27 protein-coding genes and 2 pseudogenes are annotated in these 23947 nt (G+C 51.3%); 8 read left to right on the top strand and 21 right to left on the bottom strand.

Translation table 11 applies throughout. The annotated features are described in order from the left end of the window. The first annotated feature begins 113 nt into the window (after window positions 1–113). The 6 genes from ychF (at window position 114) to PMIT1303_RS06375 (ending at window position 4260) form a co-directional block, all read left to right on the top strand. The gene (gene ychF, locus PMIT1303_RS06395; protein WP_041375077.1) at window positions 114–1205 is read left to right on the top strand and encodes a redox-regulated ATPase YchF; all 1092 of its coding nucleotides are present in this window, start codon (window positions 114–116) and stop codon (window positions 1203–1205) included. Window positions 1206–2157: 952 nt separating this feature from the next. Then, window positions 2158–2301 (top strand): hypothetical protein, encoded by a 144-nt coding sequence (locus PMIT1303_RS13990; protein WP_063397987.1) that lies wholly within the window; start codon window positions 2158–2160, stop codon window positions 2299–2301. 11 nt (window positions 2302–2312) lie between these two features. Next, window positions 2313–2516, top strand: a complete 204-nt coding sequence (locus PMIT1303_RS06385) for a chlorophyll a/b-binding protein (protein ID WP_063397986.1) — start codon at window positions 2313–2315, stop codon at window positions 2514–2516. A 157-nt stretch (window positions 2517–2673) separates the two neighbouring features. Then, window positions 2674–2781, top strand: a complete 108-nt coding sequence (locus PMIT1303_RS12820) for a chlorophyll a/b-binding protein (RefSeq protein WP_074159210.1) — start codon at window positions 2674–2676, stop codon at window positions 2779–2781. A 748-nt stretch (window positions 2782–3529) separates the two neighbouring features. Next, window positions 3530–3919: a hypothetical protein gene (locus PMIT1303_RS06380; RefSeq protein WP_156486928.1), complete on the top strand. Its 390-nt coding sequence runs from the start codon at window positions 3530–3532 to the stop codon at window positions 3917–3919. Further along, window positions 3904–4260 (top strand): hypothetical protein, encoded by a 357-nt coding sequence (locus tag PMIT1303_RS06375; RefSeq protein WP_063397984.1) that lies wholly within the window; start codon window positions 3904–3906, stop codon window positions 4258–4260. The genes PMIT1303_RS06380 and PMIT1303_RS06375 overlap by 16 nt, the downstream gene beginning before the upstream one ends. A 158-nt stretch (window positions 4261–4418) precedes the next feature. On the opposite strand, the pseudogene PMIT1303_RS06370 reads toward PMIT1303_RS06375, so the two are convergent. From PMIT1303_RS06370 to PMIT1303_RS06360, 3 genes and pseudogenes are all read right to left on the bottom strand, one after another. After that, a pseudogene (locus tag PMIT1303_RS06370) lies at window positions 4419–4880 on the bottom strand (iron uptake porin); the annotation flags it as partial. 732 nt (window positions 4881–5612) lie between these two features. Further along, the gene (locus PMIT1303_RS06365; protein WP_063397983.1) at window positions 5613–5984 is read right to left on the bottom strand and encodes a hypothetical protein; all 372 of its coding nucleotides are present in this window, start codon (window positions 5982–5984) and stop codon (window positions 5613–5615) included. Between the two features lie 240 nt (window positions 5985–6224). After that, window positions 6225–6557, bottom strand: a complete 333-nt coding sequence (locus PMIT1303_RS06360; RefSeq protein WP_231901361.1) for a glutamyl-tRNA amidotransferase — start codon at window positions 6555–6557, stop codon at window positions 6225–6227. 593 nt (window positions 6558–7150) lie between these two features. Here PMIT1303_RS06360 and PMIT1303_RS06350 point away from each other — a divergent pair. Then, the gene (locus PMIT1303_RS06350) at window positions 7151–8743 is read left to right on the top strand and encodes an alpha/beta hydrolase (RefSeq protein ID WP_063398016.1); all 1593 of its coding nucleotides are present in this window, start codon (window positions 7151–7153) and stop codon (window positions 8741–8743) included. Here the strand turns inward: PMIT1303_RS06350 and PMIT1303_RS06345 are convergent. The 15 genes from PMIT1303_RS06345 to PMIT1303_RS06275 form a co-directional block, all read right to left on the bottom strand. Then, entirely contained in the window at window positions 8737–9756 is a 1020-nt protein-coding gene (locus tag PMIT1303_RS06345; protein WP_063397981.1) for an ABC transporter permease, read from the bottom strand. The two genes, PMIT1303_RS06350 and PMIT1303_RS06345, sit on opposite strands and share 7 nt — an antisense overlap. Continuing rightward, entirely contained in the window at window positions 9756–11345 is a 1590-nt protein-coding gene (locus PMIT1303_RS06340; protein ID WP_063397980.1) for an ABC transporter substrate-binding protein, read from the bottom strand. The genes PMIT1303_RS06345 and PMIT1303_RS06340 overlap by 1 nt, the downstream gene beginning before the upstream one ends. Before the next feature lie 27 nt (window positions 11346–11372). Beyond that, window positions 11373–11579 carry a hypothetical protein gene (locus PMIT1303_RS06335; protein WP_369818711.1) on the bottom strand — a complete coding sequence of 69 codons (207 nt, stop codon included), beginning with the start codon at window positions 11577–11579 and terminating at the stop codon, window positions 11373–11375. 163 nt (window positions 11580–11742) lie between these two features. After that, window positions 11743–13059 (bottom strand): homoserine dehydrogenase, encoded by a 1317-nt coding sequence (locus PMIT1303_RS06330; protein ID WP_063397978.1) that lies wholly within the window; start codon window positions 13057–13059, stop codon window positions 11743–11745. Window positions 13060–13096: 37 nt separating this feature from the next. Next, a complete protein-coding gene (locus tag PMIT1303_RS06325) occupies window positions 13097–13558 on the bottom strand; it encodes a SufE family protein (RefSeq protein WP_011825547.1) in 462 nt (153 codons plus the stop codon). Between the two features lie 9 nt (window positions 13559–13567). Continuing rightward, window positions 13568–14044, bottom strand: a complete 477-nt coding sequence (locus tag PMIT1303_RS06320) for a hypothetical protein (protein WP_063397977.1) — start codon at window positions 14042–14044, stop codon at window positions 13568–13570. A 228-nt stretch (window positions 14045–14272) separates the two neighbouring features. After that, entirely contained in the window at window positions 14273–14986 is a 714-nt protein-coding gene (locus PMIT1303_RS06315; RefSeq protein ID WP_063397976.1) for a hypothetical protein, read from the bottom strand. A 448-nt stretch (window positions 14987–15434) separates the two neighbouring features. After that, on the bottom strand, window positions 15435–16004 hold the full coding sequence (locus tag PMIT1303_RS06310; RefSeq protein ID WP_063397975.1) for a 5-formyltetrahydrofolate cyclo-ligase: 570 nt from the start codon (window positions 16002–16004) through the stop codon (window positions 15435–15437). Then, a complete protein-coding gene (locus PMIT1303_RS06305; protein ID WP_063398015.1) occupies window positions 16001–16768 on the bottom strand; it encodes a methyltransferase domain-containing protein in 768 nt (255 codons plus the stop codon). The genes PMIT1303_RS06310 and PMIT1303_RS06305 overlap by 4 nt, the downstream gene beginning before the upstream one ends. Before the next feature lie 8 nt (window positions 16769–16776). After that, window positions 16777–17241 carry a crossover junction endodeoxyribonuclease RuvC gene (gene ruvC, locus PMIT1303_RS06300; RefSeq protein ID WP_011825552.1) on the bottom strand — a complete coding sequence of 155 codons (465 nt, stop codon included), beginning with the start codon at window positions 17239–17241 and terminating at the stop codon, window positions 16777–16779. A 4-nt stretch (window positions 17242–17245) separates the two neighbouring features. Continuing rightward, window positions 17246–18337: a magnesium chelatase ATPase subunit I gene (gene bchI / locus PMIT1303_RS06295; RefSeq protein WP_063397974.1), complete on the bottom strand. Its 1092-nt coding sequence runs from the start codon at window positions 18335–18337 to the stop codon at window positions 17246–17248. Continuing rightward, complete coding sequence (locus PMIT1303_RS06290; protein ID WP_063397973.1) at window positions 18334–19752, bottom strand: DUF3370 domain-containing protein; 1419 nt, start codon at window positions 19750–19752, stop codon at window positions 18334–18336. Before PMIT1303_RS06290 ends, bchI begins: the two co-directional genes overlap by 4 nt. Further along, a complete protein-coding gene (locus tag PMIT1303_RS06285; RefSeq protein ID WP_063397972.1) occupies window positions 19749–20909 on the bottom strand; it encodes a serine hydrolase in 1161 nt (386 codons plus the stop codon). The genes PMIT1303_RS06290 and PMIT1303_RS06285 overlap by 4 nt, the downstream gene beginning before the upstream one ends. Before the next feature lie 30 nt (window positions 20910–20939). Further along, entirely contained in the window at window positions 20940–21689 is a 750-nt protein-coding gene (locus PMIT1303_RS06280) for an RNA methyltransferase (protein ID WP_063397971.1), read from the bottom strand. Continuing rightward, entirely contained in the window at window positions 21686–22063 is a 378-nt protein-coding gene (locus tag PMIT1303_RS06275) for a c-type cytochrome (protein WP_063398014.1), read from the bottom strand. Before PMIT1303_RS06275 ends, PMIT1303_RS06280 begins: the two co-directional genes overlap by 4 nt. 56 nt (window positions 22064–22119) lie before the next feature. Here PMIT1303_RS06275 and petG point away from each other — a divergent pair, with 56 nt between their 5' ends. Continuing rightward, entirely contained in the window at window positions 22120–22236 is a 117-nt protein-coding gene (gene petG / locus PMIT1303_RS13985) for a cytochrome b6-f complex subunit V (protein WP_011130502.1), read from the top strand. 10 nt (window positions 22237–22246) lie between these two features. Here petG and rsmD read toward each other — a convergent pair. The 3 genes and pseudogenes from rsmD to trxA form a co-directional block, all read right to left on the bottom strand. Continuing rightward, window positions 22247–22810: pseudogene (gene rsmD, locus PMIT1303_RS06270) on the bottom strand (16S rRNA (guanine(966)-N(2))-methyltransferase RsmD); the annotation flags it as partial. Further along, window positions 22807–23448 (bottom strand): imidazole glycerol phosphate synthase subunit HisH, encoded by a 642-nt coding sequence (gene hisH / locus PMIT1303_RS06265; RefSeq protein WP_074159211.1) that lies wholly within the window; start codon window positions 23446–23448, stop codon window positions 22807–22809. The gene hisH and the pseudogene rsmD, both read right to left, overlap by 4 nt. Before the next feature lie 94 nt (window positions 23449–23542). Continuing rightward, window positions 23543–23866 (bottom strand): thioredoxin, encoded by a 324-nt coding sequence (trxA, locus tag PMIT1303_RS06260; protein WP_063397968.1) that lies wholly within the window; start codon window positions 23864–23866, stop codon window positions 23543–23545. Between the last annotated feature and the right edge of the window lie 81 nt (window positions 23867–23947).

The following is a 23947-nucleotide window of genomic DNA, read 5'->3' as shown; positions in this document are numbered from 1 at the left end:
CCTGACTGCAGTAAGGCACGATTACGTAACTATTAAGTGTCTTTAGCGTTGTTTTGCGGTGCCATATTGCTTTTGCAATTGTTTCTGGCCTGGCCACGGCTAGATTTGCCCTCATGCTTAAAGCCGGAATTGTTGGACTACCAAATGTGGGTAAGTCCACGCTTTTCAATGCACTTGTGGCCAACGCGCAGGCTCAAGCTGCCAACTTTCCCTTCTGCACCATTGAACCGAATGTGGGCAGCGTTGCGGTACCTGATGAGCGCTTGCAGCTGCTTTGCGATCTAAGCAAGAGCAAGGAGCTGATTCCAACGCGCATGGAGTTTGTTGATATCGCTGGTTTGGTGAAGGGGGCTAGTGAAGGAGAGGGGTTGGGCAACAAATTTCTTGCCAATATTCGCGAGGTTGACGCCATCGTGCATGTGGTGCGTTGCTTTGAAGACGAGGATGTGATCCATGTCTCTGGATCAGTGGACCCTTCTAGGGATGCTGAGGTCATCAACCTTGAACTCGGCTTTGCAGATCTCAGTCAGATCGAGAAACGGCGCTTGCGCTTGAAAAAACAGACGCGCACAAGCAATGACGCCCAGCTCGAAGATGCTGCGCTTGAGCGGATTCAATCTGTGCTTGAGCAAGGTGGTGCTGCTCGTGCTGTAGAGCTCAGTGATGAAGAAGCAAAGATGATTAAACCGCTTGGCCTGCTAACGGCTAAGCCAATCATTTACGCCACCAATGTGAGCGAAGACGATCTTGCCGGCGGCAATGCCTACTGTGAGGAGGTGACCAGCTTGGCGACGCGTGAGGATGCTGAATGCGTGCGTATTTCAGCCCAGGTGGAGGCTGAGTTAATTGAACTCGGCGAAGCAGAGCGTATTGATTACCTTGAAGGCCTTGGAGTGAGTGAGGGGGGGCTGAAGAGTTTGATCAAGGCGACCTATCGGCTTCTAGGTCTTCGTACCTACTTCACTACAGGGGAGAAGGAAACCCGTGCTTGGACGTTTAAGGCCGGCATGACGGCTCCGCAGACAGCTGGTGTGATCCATACTGACTTCGAGCGTGGTTTCATACGTGCTCAAACCATTGCTTACCAGAAGTTGCTTGAGGCCGGTTCCTTTGCTGAAGCACGCAACAAGGGCTGGCTGCGTAGTGAGGGTAAGGACTACGTCGTAGCGGAGGGTGATGTTATGGAGTTTCTCTTTAACGTCTAGTTTTTAATCTTCTGGGGCATACTTTCTATCTGACCAGAAAAAAGCAAACCGAACCAATAGGCCGGAAGGTAAGCAAAACTCTTGGTATGTTGATTGATCAATTCAATCTAATTTCTATTAAGTTCACCTTGAGCTCTGAATTCACTAAGCTGAACCCGCATAGATGATCTACCTGGCAAGCGGTAATTTAAAAGACTTGAACAGGTGGTAAGAGCACCAATGAAGGCTTCTTGCCAGTTTGTTGAATGTGATGAGCTTGTCGCCATCAGCCAAATGCCGGTATCTATTGATTAGCTCTTTCAAGAGCCTAGGGAGGGCTTTGAAACAAATTCTTCCAATTACGACCCAGATCAAGACTTTCTTGGGTGTTTACACCTAAGGCTTCAGAGGTCGCGGGATTTTTACTTGATTCAGGCTTGTGCAGTCCAAGCCTTTTGAGGTTTTGATGCAAGTCCTAAATTTGAGAGAACAGTTGAGCATGGCTGGAGTGCTTTTCTCAGGATCAGTTGGTCATCTAATCTCTCAATTCAGTCACATAGAGGAATGATAAGTGCTTAAGTTTTTAGACCGGATTACAAGAGCAGTGAGCGGAAATTGAATCAAGCAAGCTTATGCTTGCTTGTAGGGGTCAGTCTTTACAAGGAGTCATTGACACCACCTTAAATATTTACCTTTGTATAAGTCAAAGTATTCAAAAAAAACACCAAACGAATATAAATTCGCGCATATCTGTAAAATTTTCTTCTTCTAATACATTAATTTGAGGGCTTGACGATAAGAACTAAATATGTGAATGCCCTGCTGTAAAGGGAGCTTTGAGGGTTTTAGGCATGCAAGCCTGCCCCTGTGAACAGGATCGTCACACTTCGCAATCTCTTGTGTTAAGCTTTTGTAACGAAGGCCGGCACGCTGGTCTTCGTGATCAAAGGGACCTGAACTCAAATTCCTTATTATGAAAAAAACACCCAAGGCCAATAGGGTCGAAAATCAGAAGTTAACCGCTGAGCGTGTTAATGGAATGGCCGCAATGATGGGATTTTGGGCTGCGGTCGGAGCATATCTAACGACAGGCCAAATTATTCCTGGTGTGGTTTAAGCAGAACGATCATGACCTCTTCTACAAATGTCATCACTGAAGACGGTGGACGTCAGAACATGTATGCAAGCGAACCTCGCATGCAAATTGATCCTGAATACACCGCTTTTAGTAAAGAAGCAGAACTGGCCAACGGACGTTGGGCAATGATTGGCTTCTTGTCTGCTGTCGTGGCTTATTTGTTCACAGGGCAAATCTTACCCGGCATTTTTTGATTTCAATGATCATAGTTCAGGCTAATCATCTTTTTTAAACAGTGGATTGGCCGAGAATATGCCATTGACTGTACTTCTTGCCTGATTGCCAATTGGCATAAGGCCTTTTTGCATTCCCTGACCTTTTCTTACACAATTCCTCTACCTCCCAATTATCATGAATGAAAAAGCAGAGCTACAAAACGGCCGCTGGGCAATGATTGGCTTTATTGGAGCACTCGCCAGTTATGCTGTTACAGGGCAGATTATCCCTGGATTGTTTTAAGCACTTTATAGACATTAATGCCCTTAAGTGAAAACTTCAGGGCATTTTCACTCTCCCCTAATTTATTATGGAATTTACTCCCCTTAACTCTCTCAAGAAATTCACGAAAAGGCTTGTTAAAAGGTCTAATCGTTATGATTATGCACTGACTGGTTGGATTATTCCAGGCATCTTTTGAAAAATTCTTTATAGCTAGAGGCCCCTTCTCTTATTTGGACTAGGGCCTCTAGCTATTAAGGATAGTCTGTTGAGTATGTATTGACAGTTTTGCTTAGACGATCAATCCAATGCTTGGTTGTGACTTGCCTTTTTCACTGACTGCATCCAATCTTCTTGGATGTTTCTTCAAGAGAAGCTCGTTGCTTTGTTGAGTTTGCTATACCCTTGCAATGGCTACTGAGGTGGGATTGATTGTGTCAACTAAGCTCTGATTGCTATTAAATAAACCTTTTTCAGGCTTCGCTTGCGGCATACCAGAGAGTTTTCTATTCCAATTGGATAGACATTGGTCTTGAATGTTAGGCTTTCAATAAACGCCTTAGACCTTTTACATTCTATTTGAACAGAATACTAGCTTGATAGCTTCAGCTTGTAAATCCTTCAAATTCAAGGCATCTTGCCGCTCATCTTCATTTCATAACTTGCGAGTCTTTAAGCCAGAGTGCACGTTGCTTTCTTGGCTAGAGTCAAGTTTATAACTTTGCTTACGATTTTCTACTCCTTATATATGCCCAACAGAAATGGCGCCATGAGTGTAGATCGCGAACGGATTAGCCTTGGGAATGCCTTGATTCGTTTTGCGCTTAAGCAAGGCGATGCAACGGCTATTTTTCAGACTACGCTTCAGCTTTGTAAAGGAGATAGACAGAAGGCAGATCTACTTTCCCTCTGGTTTATTGATGTTAGTAAAAGTTGCAAGGAATATCTTGGGACGATGACAGACAATCAAGTGTTTATGCGCATGTGGATGCTCGGCAATGTAGATATCAAGCAGGTCTCAGAATCAGGCAAGCCAATCTTTATTCTGACAAAGAAAGGTATCGAAAGAGTTAGGCATTCGTCAAAAGAGAAATGGTGGTATAAGCTTTTATGGGATAATCATGAGGTCTCTAGGGACGAGGAATGCGTCATTTCTTAGCAGAATTAGTGTTATTGCTCTTGCTTGTAGTACATAGTGAACCTGCTTTTGCTGATGGTGCACAAGAAGAATTCACGAACCACATGCTGGAATGGAGAGAAAAGAGTGAGTTGGCTCAGGATAATTTAAGAGGAGCAGAGGAGGAATTAAAGGCTGGCTCTAAGTATAAAGCCTGTATCAAGCAAAGAATCGCAAGCAATTATGGGGTCGAGGCTTTTCAAGCATTAATTAAAGCCCAACAAATCAACGACTCAGAAAATGAGTTTGACAACTTAGAAGAAAATTTGGCCAAGTGGAACGACCTCCGTGATTGTAATGCTGATGGTTCGTTATTGAACTAACCTTATATGTATAGACGATGAGAAGATCTCTTTTGTTTGGCCTTATTGATCTAGCTCTTGACTGATGATTGTTGTAAGTCGATCTCATCTTGATAAAAGTTAGAGCAGTATTTGTATTGATCACGGCATTTGATCCAGGCTTCTTTAAGTCGTCGACTTATTAAGGATGTCTGACCAACAAGCTTGGTGGTGGTGGAGAACTGAGTGGCTTCGAGTTCACCAACGCGGGCTTCTAGCCCATCAACACGGCCCTTGAGGATGGCGAGCTCCTGCTCGAATTCCTTCAGCAAGCGACGCAGTTCGTCGGTGACTTCAGTGATGCGATCGAGGCAGGCATTCAATAGAGCAGCCGCTTCAAAGCGGGTCATTGCTCTGTTGCCCAGGTAGCTACCGCTTGGATAGCCAGCTACACAGCCGTAGCGCTCAATCAGGTTGCTCAGAGCCTGATAAGCCCAGTCGGTTGGGTAAACATCTTGGAATTGGGAGATGCTGGTGACCTGCTCGCTGGAGGCCGAATAATCGGACACACCTTTGATGTCTAGGTCTGCGGCATTAGCAGCCATAGGGGCCATTAGGCCCAAGGCAGCAGGTGCCACCAGCAATTGCTGGAAGAGTTTCATTTGGTTCCTCACACGGATAGGCGCAATGCGCCGATTTGATGTTGGCCCTTACTCTCTCTTTAAACACCTCTTGGTGTGAAAATCATTCCTGCTCCTACAGTTCTTAATGTTTCGTGAGCTTATTTCTAGAATTAATTTTCAAGTTTGCTTATTAGATATTCAAGAGAAATATTTGTGGTTAATCAAAATCCTCGCTTTTGCTTGTTCGTGAATAAGTATCGGCTTTTCTGGCGAAAATTGCTTAGTAGCCATTTTTTCATTGGAACCGAATTCTTCCTTATCATTTGTTTTGGTTCTTCGAATTTAGCGCTTCCTTCTAGAGCATGAGTTGATTTGTTGATGCTATTGTCTTATGTGCTCATGTCTTCTTCGAGAATGTTGCGTATTGGTGGCCGGATGGAATATCGAGTATTGGTTGCTGGCTAATTATTATTCGTCTTCTTGCATATTTGATGGTTTACTTTTGCTTGGAACATCCTAACTCTAGATGTCTATGCATTGATTAGGTCGATATCAGCTTATTCATGGCCTATGTCTTTGATAAGTTTTAGGCCAAGCGGGCCCTTGTTTGATTATATTTTATGCTTTTAGTTTTTCTTCTGAGGTTATTTATTTAAAGTTGAATTCATTAAGAATTTGGCCTTTCTCAAGGCTTTTATAATTGCAAACAACTTTTCGGTACGTGTATCTATATCGATTTATGTTTATGACTTCTTTGGATCTGCTCTATGCCTAGAGCACTTCTTGGTCTGGGGCAGGAGTGGCTGGAGTGTCGTTGTTAGAAGCTTGTGATGCTTCAGCTTGGCCACTCGCTGGAGCTACTGCTGTTGTCGCTGGAGCTGCGGCTGCGGTCTCAGCTGCCTTTTTGGCGGCTGCAGCTTCCGCGGCAGCTTTGGCAGCAGCTTCTGCGGCAGCTTTGGCAGCAGCTTCTTCAGCAGCCTGTTTGGCGGCAGCTTCTTCAGCAGCCTGTTTGGCTGCAGCTTCTGCGGCTTTCTTGCCTTTACTGCCGCCTGTGGTTAGGTTGTTGAGCGCCCAAAAAACACCAATAATAATGGGTATGTGCACCAAACCGCCCATTACGACTTGAGACTCGGGGTAAGCCATCTTTGGTGTTTAGGCAAACATCACTAATCATAGGCTGTCCTAGAGCCGGCTTACAGGCCTTAATTACTTATCTTATCTTTGTCAGTTGAATCGCATTTCTTCCTTCGCGCAAGTAGTTCACCTGTTGTCTACGCTTTTTGTATCCCTTGGCGAGCTTGAACGGTCTAGTTCATATGCTTTAAGAGACGCTTGTTCGTAGATTTTTGTTTTACTGATCTGTTTTCCGGTTAAAAGTAATTTCTATAGCTCATCCTCGATCAGACGATTGATTGCTTCGATGCTCATCTTCGTAGATGTGCAGTCAGCATTAAGTGTAGGGCTTAAGATTGAGGCTGCTTTGATGACCTGAGGATTGTCAAGGACTTCAGGGCTAATGCCAATCTCGAGAAGTGATAAAGGTAATGTTTCCTTTGCAATCCTCTTGCTCAGTTGTCCGCTTTTGACGAGACATTCGCTAGTGGCAGATGTCCCAGTTGCAAAGACGCGAATGCTCACCGCAAGTTGTTTGCTGGCGTTTTTGACTTGAAGGTTGATTTCATTGGCTGAGGCTGCGGATGTAATCAGAAGAGCCATAGCAGTTGTTGCGCCTAATAGCATTCTCATGTTGCTTGGATGCTGTCTTTTATAGGGGTGGAAATTGCTGGCAATCATAATATATATTATAAGCTTATTACCTATTATAGGCTTGGTAAATTATCCATGCATTTGCGCGCGCAAATATTTCCTTGTGCCACTCTTCTTAGCCTTTAATGCTCGCTTGTTATTTGGATCGCCCACCATTATTTGATTCGTCTTTTCTGTTGGTCTGTCTGCTGCTCTAGCAAGAGAGCCGCTGTAATTTGATCAATTATATAGCCGAATATTTTTCGGCTACAGATCTCATGCGAGGTGTTTGGGGGGAATGATTGTTGTTATTCGCTGTGTTGATTATTCAGCTATAGGTGTTGACGAGATTGTTCTCTGGTAGCTCTTTCTCGGCTCATTGGTTCGCTTGGCAAATGGCGGAAACTGCTGATAAGTCGTTGCTCGCCTGGCTTGAGCAGAAGTTGGAAGCTCAATGGCGGCATCTGATCTGTCGATGGCACCCAGGAGCACCATTGACTGATCCGATCTAAGCCCTTCAAGGCTTGAGTGAAAATGGTTTGACTCGTGAGCGGTATTCGGCGTTGGCATTAACACGCCCAATTGGACAGCGAATTGCGATTGGGCTATTCGGCGCTTTGCTGTTCGGACTTGCTGGAGTATCGCCGCTGAGAGCTGCGGAGCGATTGGAGGTGCAGCTTGAGGGGATGGTGATTCCTGTTTGGGTTAAAGAGTTGGCTGATTTGGGGCGGCCTGGGGGCAGCAGTAGTTCTGAACTCATCACCTGGCTCAATTTGCTCGATGCCGATAGCCGCTTCGATCTTTTTGAGCTTCTTCAGGCATCTTTGCTTACAGATCAGAGCATGGCTCGACAAATGCTGCGTAGTTGGGCAGGACGTCAGCTGCTTGATGCCGTCAGTGATTTGGTGAGGGTCGATGCTGACAGTAGTGGCATTGTCTTGTTCAACACTCTGGAACTGCTCTTGAACAGTCAGTCAGAGGTGACCGCTCTGGACTTGCTTGAGGAGCTCCCTGCTGAAAATGTACGCCTCGATCTTGATGCTCTACTTCAGGTTGCAAGTCGCTGGCGGCGTCAGTTGCAACAGCAGCAGCAGTTGGTGTTAGCGCTCGGGAGGTTTCCCGCAACACAAGTTCCAGTTTTGCAAGAGCTGGCAGGTCAGGAAGTTTTTGCCGCAGGACCTGAGTTCAAACCTTTGCCAGTGGCTCATCGCACCAAGCCCCTTCAGTTAGAGGTGTGGCGCCCACCTGATGGCACTCCGTTGCGGTCGAGCTGGGTGGTGCTCATGCCAGGCTTGGGTGGAAGTCAGGATCATTTTCGTTGGTTGGCTCTCAGCCTTCAACGTAAGGGCTGGCCGGTTGTGGTGCTTGAGCATCCAGGTAGTGATGCCAGAGCGGTACATGCCCTGCTGAAGGGGCAACGACTTGCACCTGGAGCAGAGGTGTTGCCTGACCGCTTGGCGGATTTGCAGGCTGTCCTGCAGGCACGAGAGCACGGCACGTTGGAATTGCCTGGTCAGAAGTTGGTGCTGATGGGTCACTCCCTTGGGGCACTGACGGCTCTATTTGCTGCTGGTATTACCCCGGAGCCTGGTTTGTATACCCGCTGTCGTAAGGCTCTAGACGATCTTCCTCTCACCAATCTCTCGCGCTTATTGCAATGTCAGTTGGTTGATGTGCAAATGCCAAAACTGCAGTCAATCCCCCAGCTAGAGGCAATCGTTGCTCTCAACAGTTTTGGTAGCTTGCTGTGGCCTCGTCATGGGGCTGTGCCTTTGTCGGTTCCAGTGTTGCTGACTGGCGGCACCCTTGATTTGATTACTCCTCCGCTGAGTGAGCAGCTCGATTTGCTTTTAGCAATCTCAGCCCATCCCGCTAGTCGAGTCGTGCTTGTGGAGGGCGCCAGCCATTTTTCACCTGTGCGGGTTGAAGGTCAGATGGGTGAGGGTCGTGGCGATGATCTCTTTCAACTAGGCGAAGAGCTGGTAGGGCGTCAGCCGCTAGCTGTGCAGCGATTGTTGGCAGTTGAGATTCAAATCTTTTTGGAGCAGGTTGAGGCTGGCGAAGCCCTTGAGGGCTCCACACATCAGCAGGTCGGGGATTTGCGGCTTCATCGTTTGGATCGCAATGCAGCAGAGAGACTTCGCGAATCTCAGTAGCGGACGCGGGGATCAATCAGAGCAACGAGCAGATCCACGCTCACGCTTACCAGCACCATCAGGGCAGCCACGACAACCACAATTCCTTGAACCACTGGGTAGTCGCGTTGGTTGATTGCTTCTTGGAGCCGTAGGGCGATACCTGGCCAGGAGAAGGTTACTTCAATTAACAGTGCGCCGCCAATCAGCGATGCCACTGTGATCCCAGCAATGGTGAGTACTGGCAGAAGGGCATTAGGGAGGGCATGGTTTAGCACCACCTGTTGCTCATTCAGCCCCCGGCTACGGGCAGCTTCAACGTAATCGGATTGCAGTGTGCGGCCAAGATTGAGTCGCAGGGTACGGGTGAAAATCCCGCTGAGGAGAAGGCCTAGGGTCCCTGCCGGTAACACCAGGTGTCTCAATGCTCCTTGAAGAGATATCCAGTCGCTGCTCCGCAGACTGTCGAGGATCAGGAAGCCGCTCCCCTCTGGTGGGAGCAAGCTCGGGGGAAAACGTCCGCCAATTGGCAGCCAACCGAGAACGACTGCAAACAGCAGTTGAACGATCATCGCGGCCCAGAACGGTGGCAGGGCATAGGTGCCAATGCCGTAGAGGCGCCCTGCGAGATCTAGCTTGCCTTCCGGGCGGGCAATACCACTGAAACCAACGACCAGACCAACCACTGCAGCAATCAATAGTGCCGTCAGGCTTAGTTCCAAGCTGGCTGGTAGGGCTCTGGCAATGATCTTGCTCACTGGTTCCTGGTTGAGAAGAGCTTGGCCTAGATCGCCATGAATTAAGTCTTTGATGAAGTGCAGGTATTGATGCAAAAGCGGTTGATCCAGTCCAAGCCTGGTGCGCAGAGCAGCACGGGCTGCTGCTGGCGCACGATTGCCTAACACGGCATCGACTGGGTCTCCTGGTGCCACCCGTAGGAGTAGAAACACCATGCTGGCAATGAGCCAGAGCATCACCGGTGCCAGGGCCAAGCGGGTCGAGCTATAGCGCAGTAGTTCTCTCCCTCTGCCCATCAGTGCAGCTCCCGTAGACGGGGGAGCATTAACTGGCCGCTACCGTCAAATTCTGGCTTGGATAAGCGCAGCTGGGCCCAAGCTCGTGGTGCTACCAGCCAGATTGGTAGATAGGCCGCTCCGGCGGCGGCGCTGCGCTCGATCTCTCCGAGCTGGTGGAGACGATTGGGTCCGCGAAGTTCATCGCTGTGGCGAAGGCTCGCTTCCAGCCCATCTGCGGTCCAGAAGCTGCCGCTAATTGCCGCTTCCCCCTCTTCGCATACAGATCGATTGGTTTTGCTGCAGCTTAATAATGGAGCTAAATAGGCTTCCGGGTCGGGATAGGCGCCTCGCCACTCAAGGATGACGGCCTGGAATGCGCCTTCCCCCAGTTGGCGGTAAACGGTTGTCGATTCGACGCTATTGAGCTTCAGTGTCAGGCAATCCGAGAGGTCACGTTCCACCTGTGCCTGCCACGTCAGTGCCAATAGCTTGTCTGCTGGCACGTTGGAACGGAACGTGAAAGGGAGTGTCAGCTTTTGAGTTGTGCAATAACCTGCCTTTTGCAGCAGCTGCTTGGCTCGTTGAGGGTTGTAGCTGGGCCAAGGTGTGATTGGTTCAGCCTGCAAGTTTGGCGGCACTAAAGACCGCAGAGGGCGTCTGAGTCCATAGCTCACGCGCTCAACCATCAGCTGACGGTCGAGGCTGTAAGCGAGGGCCTGTCGCAGGAGTGGTTGATTGAGTGGAGCGGTATTACTGAGTAGAGTGATGTAACCAATTTCAAGTGCTGGCCCCGTTCCTTCGCGGAGCTTCCCTTGCTTGGCAAGGCGATGGAGGGCAAGGCGTTGGTCTTCATCCAGTGAATTGGAAAGCAGTACATCCACTTCACCGCTTCGCAGGGCACCGAATAGTGCCGTGGAGTTGCTCAGATTGATGAAATCGATTCCAGCATTACTGGCCTCGGTACTCCAGTACTGCTGAAAAGGCTCAAGGCGTTGTTGCTGGGTCTGGAAGCTAGTGAGTCGGTAAGGGCCGGTTCCAATGAATTGCTTGTTGAGGAACTGATTTCTGTGCTTGGCGTAGGCCGTTGGTGATACCGGCGTCAGATTGATTGAGGTGAGTAGTCCCTCTAGAGAAGTGGAGGGTCGTGTTAGTCGAAGGCGTAGCAGGTAGGGACCGGCTGCCTCCACGGCGGCAATCCGTCCCCCTACCACGTAGTTGAGGGTGCCGATACGCAGAAATCGCCGCAGGCTGAAGGCCATCGCGGCGGCGTTGAATTGGGTGCCGTCGTGAAACAGCACATCCTTGCGCAGAGGGATCGAGATGGTGAAGCCGCCATCACTGATCTGAGGTGGGGCGGATGCCAGTCGTGGCTCTAGGTCCCCTTTGTGATCAAGTCGGTAGAGGGGGTCCCCGAGGGCGCTCAGCAGTTGCAGAGCATCAAAAGTACTGGCCTGGGCAGGATCGAGAGAGGTGATCTTGCCGGCACTGGCCACGACAAGTCGCTCACTACGGCGAGCAGGCTGACAGGCAACCTGGCTCAGCGCTAGGGAGAAAGCCAATAGAGGTGCGGCCCAGCGCAGAGAATCACGACGGCCAGAGCTGGACACAACGCGGGCGGATCGGATGGCCTTGATTCAAAGACTTGCTAGTGAGTGTCGTTCTGTTCTATTGGAGGAGCAGGTGATTTGTTGCATCGACACTTCAAACACCGGTGATCCATTTGGAAGCAGTGGCCAACGTCTCACCCAACAACGGTTGTGGTCATCGTCGATTCCGATCACCTGGAATTGCTCCTTATTACCACTGAGGAGTTGAACACAGTCACCTTGATGGAGATCCATGATGGGTCGGAAGTCCGGCTTTGAAAAGATTTGGACTTTTGACAACATCGAAGCGTTAGACATGAACCTTTGGGGGCACAGGTCAGCGTCTGCAGACTTGTTTCTCAACTTGTTTTGCAACTCTTGCTTAAGCCGGGGTCTCTTCGTCAGGGGTGGCTGGCTGTTAAAGGCAGCTGAGATGGGCGGCAAGTCCTTTGACCTCAGCCATAGAGGTGATTGCAGTAAGGGCATCTTGCATCTGGCCTTGATTGATTTCATGGGTAATCACAACGATTTCTGCGCCGGCATCGGAGGCATCGAATTGAACGATTGATTGAATCGAAATTGCACGATCACCGAAGCAACTACCGATCCGGCCGATCACGCCTGGTGTGTCCTCTGCGTTGAAGCGCACATAGTTGCGCTGACGGATGGCACTTGGATCAACGAGGTGACAGGAACGCCAACTGCATGCGGCGAGAAGGGGATCGAGGCTGCCGTGGACTTCACCTAGTTGGCGTATGCCAGCGATGTTGAGGATGTCAGCTACCACAGCAGAGGCGGTGGGTCCAGAGCCTGCTCCTGGGCCATAAAACATCACGCGGCCGATCGGATCGCCCTCAACCAGGATGGCGTTGTTCACGCCATTTACTCCTGCAAGCGGGTGGTCTAGAGGCACCATTGTTGGTTGCACACTTACAGCTAAGGGCAAGGACTGACTGGTCTGAGCGTCTGAGTTGAGACGTTCGGCGACAGCCAATAGTTTCACCCTGTAGCCAAGCTGTTTGGCGTAGTCCACATCGCGGCTTTGAAGCTTGTTGATGCCTTGGGTGGGAATTGAGTCACGGTCGACAGGTCCACCGAAGGCCAGTCCAGTGAGGATGGCAATCTTGTCTGCTGCATCGAACCCCTCAACGTCGGCCGCTGGATCTGCCTCTGCATAGCCAAGATCCTGGGCGGTCTTGAGCACTTCGTCATAGGCCACCCCTTCCTGTGCCATGCGGCTGAGGATGTAGTTGGTGGTGCCGTTGATGATGCCGCTCACGCGTTCGATCCGGTTGCCACCTAGTGATTGCTTAAGTGGCTCGATGATCGGGATGCCCCCGCCGACGGCAGCTTCGATCAGTACGTATACCCCTGCAGCAGCTGCAGCAGCTGCAATCTCTTCGCCATGTCTTGCAATCACCGCTTTGTTAGCTGTAACAACTGCTTTGCCGGCGGCAATGGCTCGCATGATCAGGGTTCGGGCTGGTTCGATCCCTCCCATGACTTCAACAACCACTTGCACAGAGGGATCATCAACAACAGCCTGTGGGTTGTTGGTCAGTAAGGATGCGGGAAGTTCAATCGAGCGAGGTCGTTGCAGATCTCGAACCGCTACTCGCACCAGTTCAAGCTCTGCCACCAGAGGATGTCGCCCTTCGGGGGCTTGGAGGATGCCTGCAACACCCGCGCCTACCGTTCCAAGCCCCAGGAGACCAACTCCTATCTTCTTGCCCATGGCAGCTGTGTCCAGTCTTGTACTAGCTGGTAGGACTCTAGGAAGTTGTGGAAGACGAAACCCTGGCAAGCTGCTGGGCCTGGGCCTTCATATTGAGGAGGATATTTAGGAATCCGTTGGCTCTTGATGGGGTGAGGCTGCCTTGAAGGCCTGTGGCTTCAATGAAGCTTGGGTTCACTGCCATGACTTGCTCAGGTGTGAGATTGCTGAGGCCCTGAATCAGCATTGCCAGCAAGCCTCTTGTAATCAGTGCGTCGGAGTCTCCTTGCCAGTGAAGTCGTCCTTCCACGAGTTCACCAAGGACATGGACCTGAGAAACGCATCCCTTGACCTTGACGGCGTCGGTTTGTAAGTCAGGGGACATTGGTGGCAGCTTTTTGGCCAGCCATAGAACATATTCGTAGCGGCGGCGCGGGTCAGAGGTGCCGTTAAGTCTCTCGACCATGCTGTCTAGGGCTTGACTGCCAAAGCTTGAGGATGCGGCGGTGGGCTCAGCCATGGCGAAAGATCAGAATTTGAGGCGCTGCTGACGCACGCTAAACAAAACACCTGCAAGACCCAGCAGGAGAGGTGATTCAGTGCTGATCAGGAACGATGGTGTTTGTGGAGTCTTGGGTTGGCTGACCACCTCATCCAGCTGCACCTTGCCTGAGCGGATTGGCAGCATCAGATAGTCACGGTGACCTGGGCCAGCATCCACCTGCAGGTCGAGGGTGCCTTCCTGCATGACTGGCAGGGTCAAGCTCAGCTTTCCTTGTTGATCCATTCGACCCAGCTCTCGGCCTGGTGTTCCGTTGGCTTCTAAGACGCGTACCACTGCTCCCTCAACAGGTGTTCCTGTTGAGAATTGGCTGTGAAGTTCCAGGCTGCCATCGAGGTAGTTGAGAGTGCTTTCAATGGCATGGGCTTTCGCTGGCTGACCTTGCCCGAGACCAAGAGATGCTGTTGCGATCAATAGAAACAAAGGCTGGATCAGGGTCCGCATTGAATGATCTCTGAAAACTCTGATACTCATTTTGAGAGATTCTTGCAGTATTGACTAGTACCTGCGTGGCAGCCTTTGAGACGGTTGAGATTATTGTCGTACGAAATATTTACCAGAGGTGAATATCTGGCTGCTAAAAAATGGCAGTAATGGCGTGTTGAAAACTTTTTGAGACCAGTTCTTGGAATTAGATTTGATTCGGATTCAATTCATTTGGCTTTCAATTGATCAATGACCCATATGCAATGAATGACCAATGTCTTCGTAATCACTGCCTGAAATAGGAGTTGGATGTTGTAAATCGATATTCCATTGAAGTGCAGTGCCTTCAGTTGCAAGACCTGGATGAAGTAGATTAATTCCTTGAAGCATGAGGTCTTTCAAAAAACTATCTTGAGTCGCAGAGCCTTGCAGTCCGCTGACAAAATAAGAGCTGAAAACATTTTCTATATTCCCGCTGCCATGGGCAGATCTTTCGATGCTTGAAAGTGTTAGTAAACCACTGTTATTATCTGTATCCCTGATGGGGATGAATGCAGCTTCGTCTTTGGTGAATCCATATGAACCACCATTTGGAGTGGTGATGTTTCCCCAAAATAGCCATTTGAGTTCATCACCATAGATATTTCCCTCTCCTGTAACAGTGTCGATCGCTCCTCCAACTTGGCCGACTTCTACTTCTCCTTTAAGGGTGAGTTTGTAGCCTGCAAATTCTGTTTCAAATGACCTTTGAGGGCAAATAAACGAAAGGATATTGCCTTGCTTGTCCGCACCAACGGAAACAATTGATTGCCCAAATAACAGTTGTCCAGAATTGCCGTCTATAGGATCGTATTGAAAAACAACATCCTCTGCTTCTAGTATTAATTTCACTTCTGAGTCTAAGGAATGATTTTCGTGAAGCCTAATATCTTCTTCATATGACACCACGGCATTCTCCATGCCTTGCTCGAATTCCTAATCGCTAATCTTATTGTCATTGTTTTGGTCGAGAATTTCAATGATTGCAGCTGCATCATCATTTTCTAGCTCCAGGGTTATGCTTGGCCCTTGATCATTAACAACAGCCTCAAAGGTGAAGGATTTCCCGTTAATAGTAGTCTGGAATGTATAATCATTCGCCTACGTCCAATAAATTGAATAAGTTAGATTCAACAACTGGTCTAAGGGTGATGATGTCTTCTTTCCCGTCTATTTCTATGGACTGAACTTTTGCGTAAGAATAAAGTGCTAGTGCTGTCATTGTGCTCGATCATTTAAGCCTTAAGATAGGCTAATTCAATGATGGCCAAGTGTCAAGAAAGTATTGAATTTAAGCCTTGCCTCTTTGTAATAGCAGGATTGACTTGGTCTAGTCGTTATTCGTGATTTGGGGGCTGACTCTAAGTTTCTATTTTACTCTGCAAACTCCTCTTTCACTAATCCAGCCATCAAGGGGTACATCCCAACTGTCGCGAGGCAGTAACTCTGTTGATATGCAGGCTTTTGGCAAGACTGCAAGCGATGGAACTTTACGCCAAGTTAAATTGCTTCTGAAGCGGTCGAAGAAACCACCTCCATAGCCGAGTCTGATCCCTCGTTGATCCATCGCCAGAGCAGGTATCAGCAAGAGGCCTATTGCATCAGCGTCAAGGATGTCTTCATCTAGCGGGGCGGGGATCATGCAGGCATCTTTTCGCAGTGGAGTGAGAGTCCAAGGGTGGTAACTGAGACTTCCGTCCTCCCCACTGACTGGTAGTGCCAAGGGCAACTTCAAGTTGAGTTTCAGTTCGCGGAGGTCTACTTCTCCGCTAAGCGGCCAATAAATGCCAATGTGGCCTCGTAGGTTTCCAGCTTTTAAGTAACCCTGAATAGTGTTAACAACCTGCTGAATGATTGTGTCTTGAACCGCGGGTAATTGTTGAGCGCGCAGGGCCTTGAATTGACGACGAAGCTTGGCTTTGGCGATGGCTTGATTCATCGTGTTAGATAACCCCAGCGGCCCATGAGTGGAAAGATTAGGGGGATTGTTGTTTGATCTGATGGCCAGAGTCTTTGCAGTTCCATGCTGAGTTGTGGCAGCAAGTCATGGCCCTCCTGCTTTGCTTTCCTCAAAGCCGACCAGGTTCCTATGTAACCGATCAGCTGATCACAGCTCCATTGGAGGGAGATGCAGAGTTCTTGGGGCAACGATGTGCTGATGGCGGGGAATGGCAGGTTCTGATAGTGGGTGTCGACATGCTGACGCTGGGGTGGCCACCAGTTCCGTAGCCTTTCGCCGTAAAGCTGGTCTAGCCACAACTGCAGTGCAGGGGGAGCCCCTTGCGGGGGGTCATAGCCCACCCAGACCATCAGTCCACCTGGGCGTGCCACCTTGAATGCTTCCTCGTTGAATCGGGGTACATCTAGCCAGTGAATGGCGGCAGCCACCACAATTGAGTCCATGCATGCGTTGGGGAGTCCGGAGTCTTCAGCTGCTGCTACTTGGTAATGAATGTTTGAGTGAGCTGGTGCGGCAGCAACCTGAGCTGGACTGAGATCGGTTGCATCGACGCGATCAAAGTGCCTTGCAAGCCCTAGAGAGGCCTGGCCGCTACCACAGGCAACGTCCCAGCAACGTTGGTGGCCGGCGGCTTTGCTGCTGATCCATGCGAACAGGGATTCCGGGTAATGGGGGCGTTGTTGGGCGTAAGACTCAGCCACGCTGTCAAACCAGCCGTGTTTTGGTGAGCAGGAGGAGTCCATGAGTGGTTTTAGCGCTGGAACCAACCCGTGAGTGCTATGGCCAGGGCGTCGGCGGCATCATCGGGTCGGGGCGGCTGATCAAGATTCAATTCGCGCATCACCGCATCGAGCACTTCATCTTTTTCAGCATGGCCTGAGCCCGCCAGAGCAAGCTTGATTTGCATCGGTGGGAATTCCACCATTGGCACTCGAAAGCGTGCCAGGGTCATGATGATGACTCCACGTGCCTGAACCACGCTGATCGTCGTGCTGGAGCGGTAGAAGAAGAATTTCTCCACAGCGGCCAGTTGGGGCTTCCAACGACGAATGAGCTGGCGTAGATCGCTGGCGATTTCCACCATCCGTACACCATCGTCAATGCCGGGATTGGTGCGGATGATGCCGCAATCGAGCATCTGCTGTTGTCCGTTGCTGGTGTCAATGACCCCATAGCCCACCCTGGCGAGGCCAGGGTCGATGCCAAGGATGCGCAAGCGCTCAGCCTGCCTGAGTTGTTAGCTCGAAGTCAGCCTGATCGCTGTTTTCGCTGCGTTCGAACACTTTGCAGAAAATTTTGACGACGCGATCCCCAGAATCAATCTGCTCGAGGGGGTCTTTACGCAATCGATGGCGTAGAGAACAAGAGATCACGCGTGCCACATCTTCTTCCGTAACTTCTGTTCGTCCTGCAAAGGCTGCTAGAGCCCTGGCGGCACGGTTGGTGACGATGTCGCCACGCAGTCCATCCACATCTAGTTCGCCACAGACAGCCGAGATTCGTAGGCGCAAATCGTTGTCGATGCTCACCTGTTCAAGACGTTGCTGGGCCTCAATAACGCGTTTTTGTAAGGCATCTTGGTTGGCCTGAACCGATGTGGCAAAGGTGTCGGGATCGCTATCAAAGGCGGTGCGCTGATCAACCACCTGCACACGTAGGTCTGGATCGCGGACAGTGCGCACCTCAACACTCATGCCAAAGCGATCAAGGAGTTGGGGTCGTAGCTCGCCCTCCTCGGGGTTGCCGGAGCCGATCAGTACGAATCGGGCAGGGTGTCGCACTGATACCCCTTCACGTTCCACCGTGTTCCATCCTGATGCCGCTGAATCCAGCAGCACATCGACAAGATGGTCGTCAAGCAGATTGACCTCATCGACGTAGAGCAAGCCGCGGTTGGCCTTGGCCAGCAGGCCTGGCTCGAATGCACGAACTCCTTCGCTGAGGGCCTTCTCGATGTCGATGGTGCCGCAGAGACGATCTTCAGTGGCACCGAGAGGTAAATCCACCATCGGGACCTGTCGCGCCTCAGTGGCCAGGCTTTCACCATGTTCAATGCGTTGGCGCACGTCACTGCTCTGTAGATCAGGATCAGTGGGTGAGCTGTTGTAAGGGTCGCCAGCGACTACATCAATCCCTGGCAGGAGATCTGCTAGGGCTCGGATCGCGGTGGACTTGCCCGTGCCTCGATCTCCCATGATCATGACTCCGCCGATTCGCGGGTCGATCACGTTGAGCAGCAGAGCCAGTTTCATCTCTTCCTGGCCAATCACGGCGGTAAAGGGAAAGACCCTGCGCTTGCGGGTTGAACTCACGGGTTGATGTCTGGAGTTGTTTTGGATTGTTTCACAGGCAGGAGTGTGAGCACTTGCGGTGGGGTGGCATCAGCGGGGTAGATCAGTCGAATTCGGACATCTCTAGTCTCTCCTGGTTTCAGGCTGATGCGACCAATGTCTGGCCCCATCTGCCCCTGTCGCAGAACTAGGTGGAAGCGGCGACGGCCCATGGGTCGACTGGACTCGCTATCGAGTCCACTGACCTCGATCAGCCCTCGATACATCACAGGTCCGCTGGCTGAAACGCGAAAGTCCAGGCTTGTGTTGTTGTTGTCCTTCTTTAAGGGGGACTCAAGGGTCAGCAAGAAGGATTTTCCCTGCTGTGATCCGTTGTGTAGCGGCAGGGTGAGGTCATATTCAACTCCGTAGTTGCCATGGGCAGCCCATGCAGTGTTGTCGTAGTGGGCTTGTAATTCAGCAGTTTGGACTTGATCTGTGCCGAGGCTGCCCCTCTCGAGGCTGCTGATAGGCCAGGAGATGGGAGTGTTGATTGCGCTTAGCACGGTGCTACCAGGATCAGTCAGGGTTGTCTTCCATGTGCTGCCCAACTGGATTCCGCTGACGCGCGAATACACGATCTTGCCGCTGCTACCTCGAGGCGTGGGGTGATGTTCCTTGGGGTTGAGTTCGCCGCTTTCAAGCAGCTCAATCCAGCGAGACAGTGGAGGGGCCGCTTTGGGATTGCCGTATGCAGCCACGGTTGCCAGTGAGATGGGGCCGGAGCTATGCAGCCGCATCTGAAGGTTGCGACCGTTGAGCAGTGGATCGAGACCTGCTACGGGAATGGGGAGTACCAATAGGGCACTCGGGCTGCCTGGTAGGAGTTCCCATCGCTCTGGTAGCTCTTGAGCTCGCTCCCCCCGCAGGAGATCGCCAGCTACCCGGCTGCCTGGGCCAGCGGCAATTGGGGTCGTGGTTTCGGCAATCATTTTCGGCAGAGGCAGAAATGGTGCAGCTGTCTGTCCTGCTTCGGTGGCTTGCGATAGGGAGGTACTGCCTTTCAGTAGGGTCAGTTGCACTGGCTCCTCACCCAGTGGCTGTGCCAGCACTGCTAGCCAGAGGGTGGATTCGAGATGATCGGGAAGGCCGGCATACACGTGGTGACTGAATAGATCGAAACGACCATCGAGTGGCACGGCCAGGTTGTTTTTGTGAGCTTTGGCGCTTGAGCTTTGTGTGTTTTTGGTAGGGAAGGTGGAGATCAGGATCCCTTCCCCTGTAATCAGTTCGGGATTGTTGTCATTAACCATCAGCACCTTGTCAAGCTCGCCTGGCAGGGGCCTGACCTGTTGCTGTCTTTGCTTTACGGTTGGTGCGGCAATGAGAGCAGGGGTGTAAAGAACTGCTCCGAATACGGTGAAAAGCGCAACTGACAAAAGGGCGCGGATCTTCATGGCTGATTGCTTTTTGTTGATTCCGTTCGAGGTGTCGATGGTTTTGGCTTGAGTACTGGAGCCATAGCGGCGGCCATGTCGCGGATCAGTTCTGTGGAGCGGGGGTCGTTGAAGGGGCCTTTCACCATGAACCCTGCCACTGCACGACTGCCATCAGGTAGTTCGATCAGGCCGGCATCCGCATAAGCGATGCCAATGTCGCCGGTTTTGTTGTAGATGCGGTAGCCCTTTGCCAGGAGGCTGTTGTCAGGCTCTCCTTGCTTACCGCCCAGTCCCTTGAGAAATCCACCAGGTAATAGGCGGTTGCTGATGGAGGTGCTCATTGCCTCCCTGAATAGATCCCGTGTGCGTGGGCTAAGAGCTTTGCCAGTATCGACCAGTGCGATGGCCCGTGCCAGATCGTGGCTGCTGGTGGTATTGGTGCCTTGGAGATCCGGTAACCAGTTATTCACCACCGTGGAGCTCAGGCCTAGAGCATTGAAGCGTGCATTGAGGACGTCCTTGCCACCAATGCGTTGAATCAGCAGATTGGTGGCGGTGTTATCGCTCACCCGAATCATCTCGGTGGCAACTTCGTGGGCAGGGAATTGGCTGCCAAGCGGTTTGCTGGCCATCCATCCAGCACCACCACCAATAATCTCTTTGGTGAGCTTCAGGGGTTCATTCCAGCTGAGCTGACCGGAATCGATGAGTTCGAGAGCTACCAGCAGGATTGCTGTTTTGATCGAGCTAGCTGCAGGCAGTGCTGTCTCTGGGGAGAGCTCGGCATAGCGTCCGTCATCAAGCACTAGCAAGAATGCGCTTGCTTGTAAGTCTTTCTGTTGCTTGGCCAGATCTTTCCAGCGGTTGCTCAACGTTGTGAGTTCTTGCTTCGTCTGGAAGTTGCCCAGTTGCAAACTATTCCCATTGCTGAGCATGGGGTTTGTGGCTTCCTCAACCATGTTGAAGCGACTGGGGAGGACCTTCAGGGAAATCCAATTTCGCCCAGGAAACCACTCCGGCAAGTCCAGCTTGCCCTGCTTCACCTGTGGGCCGAGCATCTTGAGCGCTGAACCTGTAATCACTCCGAGGCCGATGCCCATCAAGATCAGACGCAACAAAAGCCGTAGGGGACCAGCCCCGTTTGAGCGGTTGCGGTAAGGGCGGTTGCTTGACAAGGAAGTGAAGAACAGTGAGTTCGGCTGAGGTTAAGAGTGACGAGAATGGATAGCCCAGCGCAGTTGCCTCACCATCCCTCTCAGCAGGGCTACTTCCTCGGGACGGACGGCAGCGCGTTGGAGTAAACCACGGACTTTGGCCATGCGGGCTTGGGCCGTATGGCTCAAAAGAAATCCCACCTCTAACAGGAGATCCTGTGCGTCTGTTAAGCATGCGTCGAGTTGACGAGGTGATGCTGGGTCGGGCCATGCCGATTGCCCTTCCCTGAGCGTCCCTTGCCCTTGGCAACGTTGTACCTCATGCAGCACGATCGCTACTGCATGCGAGAGGTTGAGGGATGGATATCCATAAGAGCTGTGCAGAGTGATTACACGTTGGGCGAGTTGAAGTTCCTCGTTGGTTAGGCCCCTGTCTTCACGACCAAATACCAGTGCCACAGGTGCTGCACCCATGCTCTCTAGTAACCATGGCACTGCTTGTTCGGGGGGTTGCAGGGGGATGTTGCCATGATCCAATCGGCCGCAGCTGGCTACAACTCTGTGACAGTCAGCTACGGCATCGAGCAAGCATGAGAATTGTTTTGCCTGCTCAAGCATTCCTGCGCCATGGACAGCCATGCGTCGTGCCTCGGCATCAGCAGGGTTGCAGCGGGGCGAGACCAGACGTAGTTCTTGTACTCCGAAGTTGGCGCAGAGTCTGGCCACACTGCCCAGATTCAGTGGACCAATTGGCTCAACCAGAACAACAGTCGTTTGGATTGAGCGGATGTCCTTGTTCAATTCAGGGAATTTAAATAAGCCAGTAGGTCGGCCATTTCTTGAGGCTCCAGCTGGAATCTGGGCATGGGCGGCGTATTGCCGCTTACCACTTGGCTGATCAGCTGGGCGTCGTTGCGGCGTTCGCTCACGTCAAGGAGATTCGGTCCTAAGTTTCCTTGGGCAGTAATGCCGTGGCAGCCAGCGCAGTTGATGCGGAACAGCCGACCTCCTTGCTCCAAAGATCCCTCCAAATCAAGGGTGGCGTTGACGTAGGGGTCTCGTTGTGAGTGTCCTAGTACCCATAACAAAATTGCAATGCAGACAGCTGCTACCAGTACCACTAGGGCTCCAATTAACCCGTTTTTGCTTTGATTGTTTGATGACGGGCCCGTCACGGTGAGTTCAGGAGCATGAAACAATTGTGCTTAATCTTTCAACTGGGCGCGAGGCCATGATCGAACCACTTCTCTGCGGCATCGTTCTGGGTTTGATTCCGGTCACTTTGCTTGGATTGTTTGTGGATGCTTGGAATCAGTATCGTCGCGATACTGTTCTGGGGGATTGGTGAACAGTAAGGCGCTGCTGCCATAGATACGGCGATCTTGTTCAAGCCACTGCATTGGGGTTTCCAAGCTGTTCTTCGTAGCATGCTCACAGATCACTAGAGCATCTCTCTGCAGCCAATGGCCTGAAAGCAGGGCTTTGAATACTTCTGAATAGAGTTTTGAAGAATAAGGTGGATCGAGGTAGACCAGGTTGAAACCAGGGTTTTCCCCTGCCCAAGGTTGATTGAACTTGGCGGCATGGCAACCTCTCTTCAGCCAGCTCAGTACGTCATGGCGGATCACTTCAATGTTGCTCTGCTGGGAGAGGCCAGAGGCGGTGGCAATTAGGTTGGCCTGACAGACTTTGGCTGTCTTCGCGTTTCGTTCAACAGCCACCACACGTCGTGCGCCGCTTTGCAACGCCTCACAGCCCATTACTCCACTGCCGCTAAATAGGTCAAGCCAGTGGCAGTCATGCAAGCGTGGGGCTAGCACGTTCATCACTGCTTCACGAACACGACTCGTCGTGGGTCTAGTGCCTTGGCCAGCGGGACTCTGCAGCTTGCGCCCTCCGGAGAGCCTTAGCTGGCTACTCATGGCAAAGGTTTTGCGCCGGTCTCCAGCCACTTCAGCCAGCGCCGCAGCATGTGCTCGCCGGCTGCGGCGGATTTCTCTGGGTGAAACTGACAGGCCCCTAGTCGGCCTTTCCAGACCATCGCTGTGATGTTGTCTCGGCCAAACGGCGCTATGGCCGCAAGATCACTGTTTTGGCTGGGCACTGCAGCATAGGAATGCACGAAATACATCCAGCTGTCTGGATCTTCTTTGTCAAGCAGCGGGCAGTCGTTTCGATGTTGTAGAGCAGCCCAGCCCATGTGGGGAATTCGTTCGCCTTGATTGGAGGGCAGTCGTTGAACGTGGCCCTTAAGCAACCCTAGGCCGGTGGCATTTCCTTCGTCACTCGATTCGAACAACAGCTGCAGGCCCAGACAAATGCCTAGAAGAGGTCGTCCTCCTTTTACCCAACTCTTGAGGTCTGGAACCAATCTGGTCTGCTCAAGGTGCACCATGGCGGGATCAAAGGCACCGACTCCAGGCAAGATCAATGCATCACAGCTGCTGAGGTCGGCGGGCTGCCTCACTATGTGAAGAGCCTTGTGGAGCCTTTCAAAGGCAATCTGCACAGAGTGCAGATTGCCCATGCCGTAATCAATTAAGCCTAGACGTGTAATCAAAGAAACCCTCCGCAATCTGGCCTTTTAGCCATGTGTGGCATTGAATCAGGCCAAGGGTGATCTAGGAGGGCTGGAATCGAAGTTGGATCAAGCTTCAGAGGTACTTTGAAATGGTTCCAGAAAGCGTGGCTTTGGGCACTGCACCAACAACTGTGTCGACTTTTTGACCTCCCTTGAACACCATCAGGGTGGGGATACTCCGAATACCGTATTGGCTGGCGACGTTGGGGTTTTCGTCAGTGTTGAGCTTGAAGACTTTGATCTTGCTCTCGAATTCCTTGGCAATCTCATCGACGATCGGAGAAACCATGCGACATGGGCCACACCAAGGCGCCCAGAAATCAACTAGCACAGGCACGTCGCTTTGAAGGACGTCCTGCTCGAAGGAGGCGTCGGTAACTGCGGCGGCATTGGACATTCCTTAGGTCGTTGATTTTGCGGAAATTTAGCAATCGTTTGTATTTTATTCAGGCTTAAGAGCCTGCACAGGTAGGAACTG

The sequence above is a fragment of the Prochlorococcus sp. MIT 1303 genome (genome assembly GCF_001631965.1).
GTDB lineage: Bacteria > Cyanobacteriota > Cyanobacteriia > PCC-6307 > Cyanobiaceae > Prochlorococcus > Prochlorococcus marinus_D.
The sequence above is the reverse complement of the archived record's forward strand: the minus strand, read 5'-3'. Positions and strand labels throughout refer to the sequence as shown.

Coding starts and splice junctions, on each gene's coding strand:
- ychF (WP_041375077.1), top strand. CDS start 114: ATGCTTAAAGCCGGAATTGTTGGACTACCAAATGTGGGTAAGTCCACG.
- PMIT1303_RS13990 (WP_063397987.1), top strand. CDS start 2,158: ATGAAAAAAACACCCAAGGCCAATAGGGTCGAAAATCAGAAGTTAACC.
- PMIT1303_RS06385 (WP_063397986.1), top strand. CDS start 2,313: ATGACCTCTTCTACAAATGTCATCACTGAAGACGGTGGACGTCAGAAC.
- PMIT1303_RS12820 (WP_074159210.1), top strand. CDS start 2,674: ATGAATGAAAAAGCAGAGCTACAAAACGGCCGCTGGGCAATGATTGGC.
- PMIT1303_RS06380 (WP_156486928.1), top strand. CDS start 3,530: ATGAGTGTAGATCGCGAACGGATTAGCCTTGGGAATGCCTTGATTCGT.
- PMIT1303_RS06375 (WP_063397984.1), top strand. CDS start 3,904: ATGCGTCATTTCTTAGCAGAATTAGTGTTATTGCTCTTGCTTGTAGTA.
- PMIT1303_RS06365 (WP_063397983.1), bottom strand. CDS start 5,984: ATGGCTTACCCCGAGTCTCAAGTCGTAATGGGCGGTTTGGTGCACATA.
- PMIT1303_RS06360 (WP_231901361.1), bottom strand. CDS start 6,557: ATGGCTCTTCTGATTACATCCGCAGCCTCAGCCAATGAAATCAACCTT.
- PMIT1303_RS06345 (WP_063397981.1), bottom strand. CDS start 9,756: ATGGGCAGAGGGAGAGAACTACTGCGCTATAGCTCGACCCGCTTGGCC.
- PMIT1303_RS06335 (WP_369818711.1), bottom strand. CDS start 11,579: ATGGATCTCCATCAAGGTGACTGTGTTCAACTCCTCAGTGGTAATAAG.
- PMIT1303_RS06330 (WP_063397978.1), bottom strand. CDS start 13,059: ATGGGCAAGAAGATAGGAGTTGGTCTCCTGGGGCTTGGAACGGTAGGC.
- PMIT1303_RS06325 (WP_011825547.1), bottom strand. CDS start 13,558: ATGGCTGAGCCCACCGCCGCATCCTCAAGCTTTGGCAGTCAAGCCCTA.
- PMIT1303_RS06320 (WP_063397977.1), bottom strand. CDS start 14,044: ATGCGGACCCTGATCCAGCCTTTGTTTCTATTGATCGCAACAGCATCT.
- PMIT1303_RS06315 (WP_063397976.1), bottom strand. CDS start 14,986: ATGGAGAATGCCGTGGTGTCATATGAAGAAGATATTAGGCTTCACGAA.
- PMIT1303_RS06310 (WP_063397975.1), bottom strand. CDS start 16,004: ATGAATCAAGCCATCGCCAAAGCCAAGCTTCGTCGTCAATTCAAGGCC.
- PMIT1303_RS06305 (WP_063398015.1), bottom strand. CDS start 16,768: ATGGACTCCTCCTGCTCACCAAAACACGGCTGGTTTGACAGCGTGGCT.
- PMIT1303_RS06290 (WP_063397973.1), bottom strand. CDS start 19,752: ATGAAGATCCGCGCCCTTTTGTCAGTTGCGCTTTTCACCGTATTCGGA.
- petG (WP_011130502.1), top strand. CDS start 22,120: ATGATCGAACCACTTCTCTGCGGCATCGTTCTGGGTTTGATTCCGGTC.
- trxA (WP_063397968.1), bottom strand. CDS start 23,866: ATGTCCAATGCCGCCGCAGTTACCGACGCCTCCTTCGAGCAGGACGTC.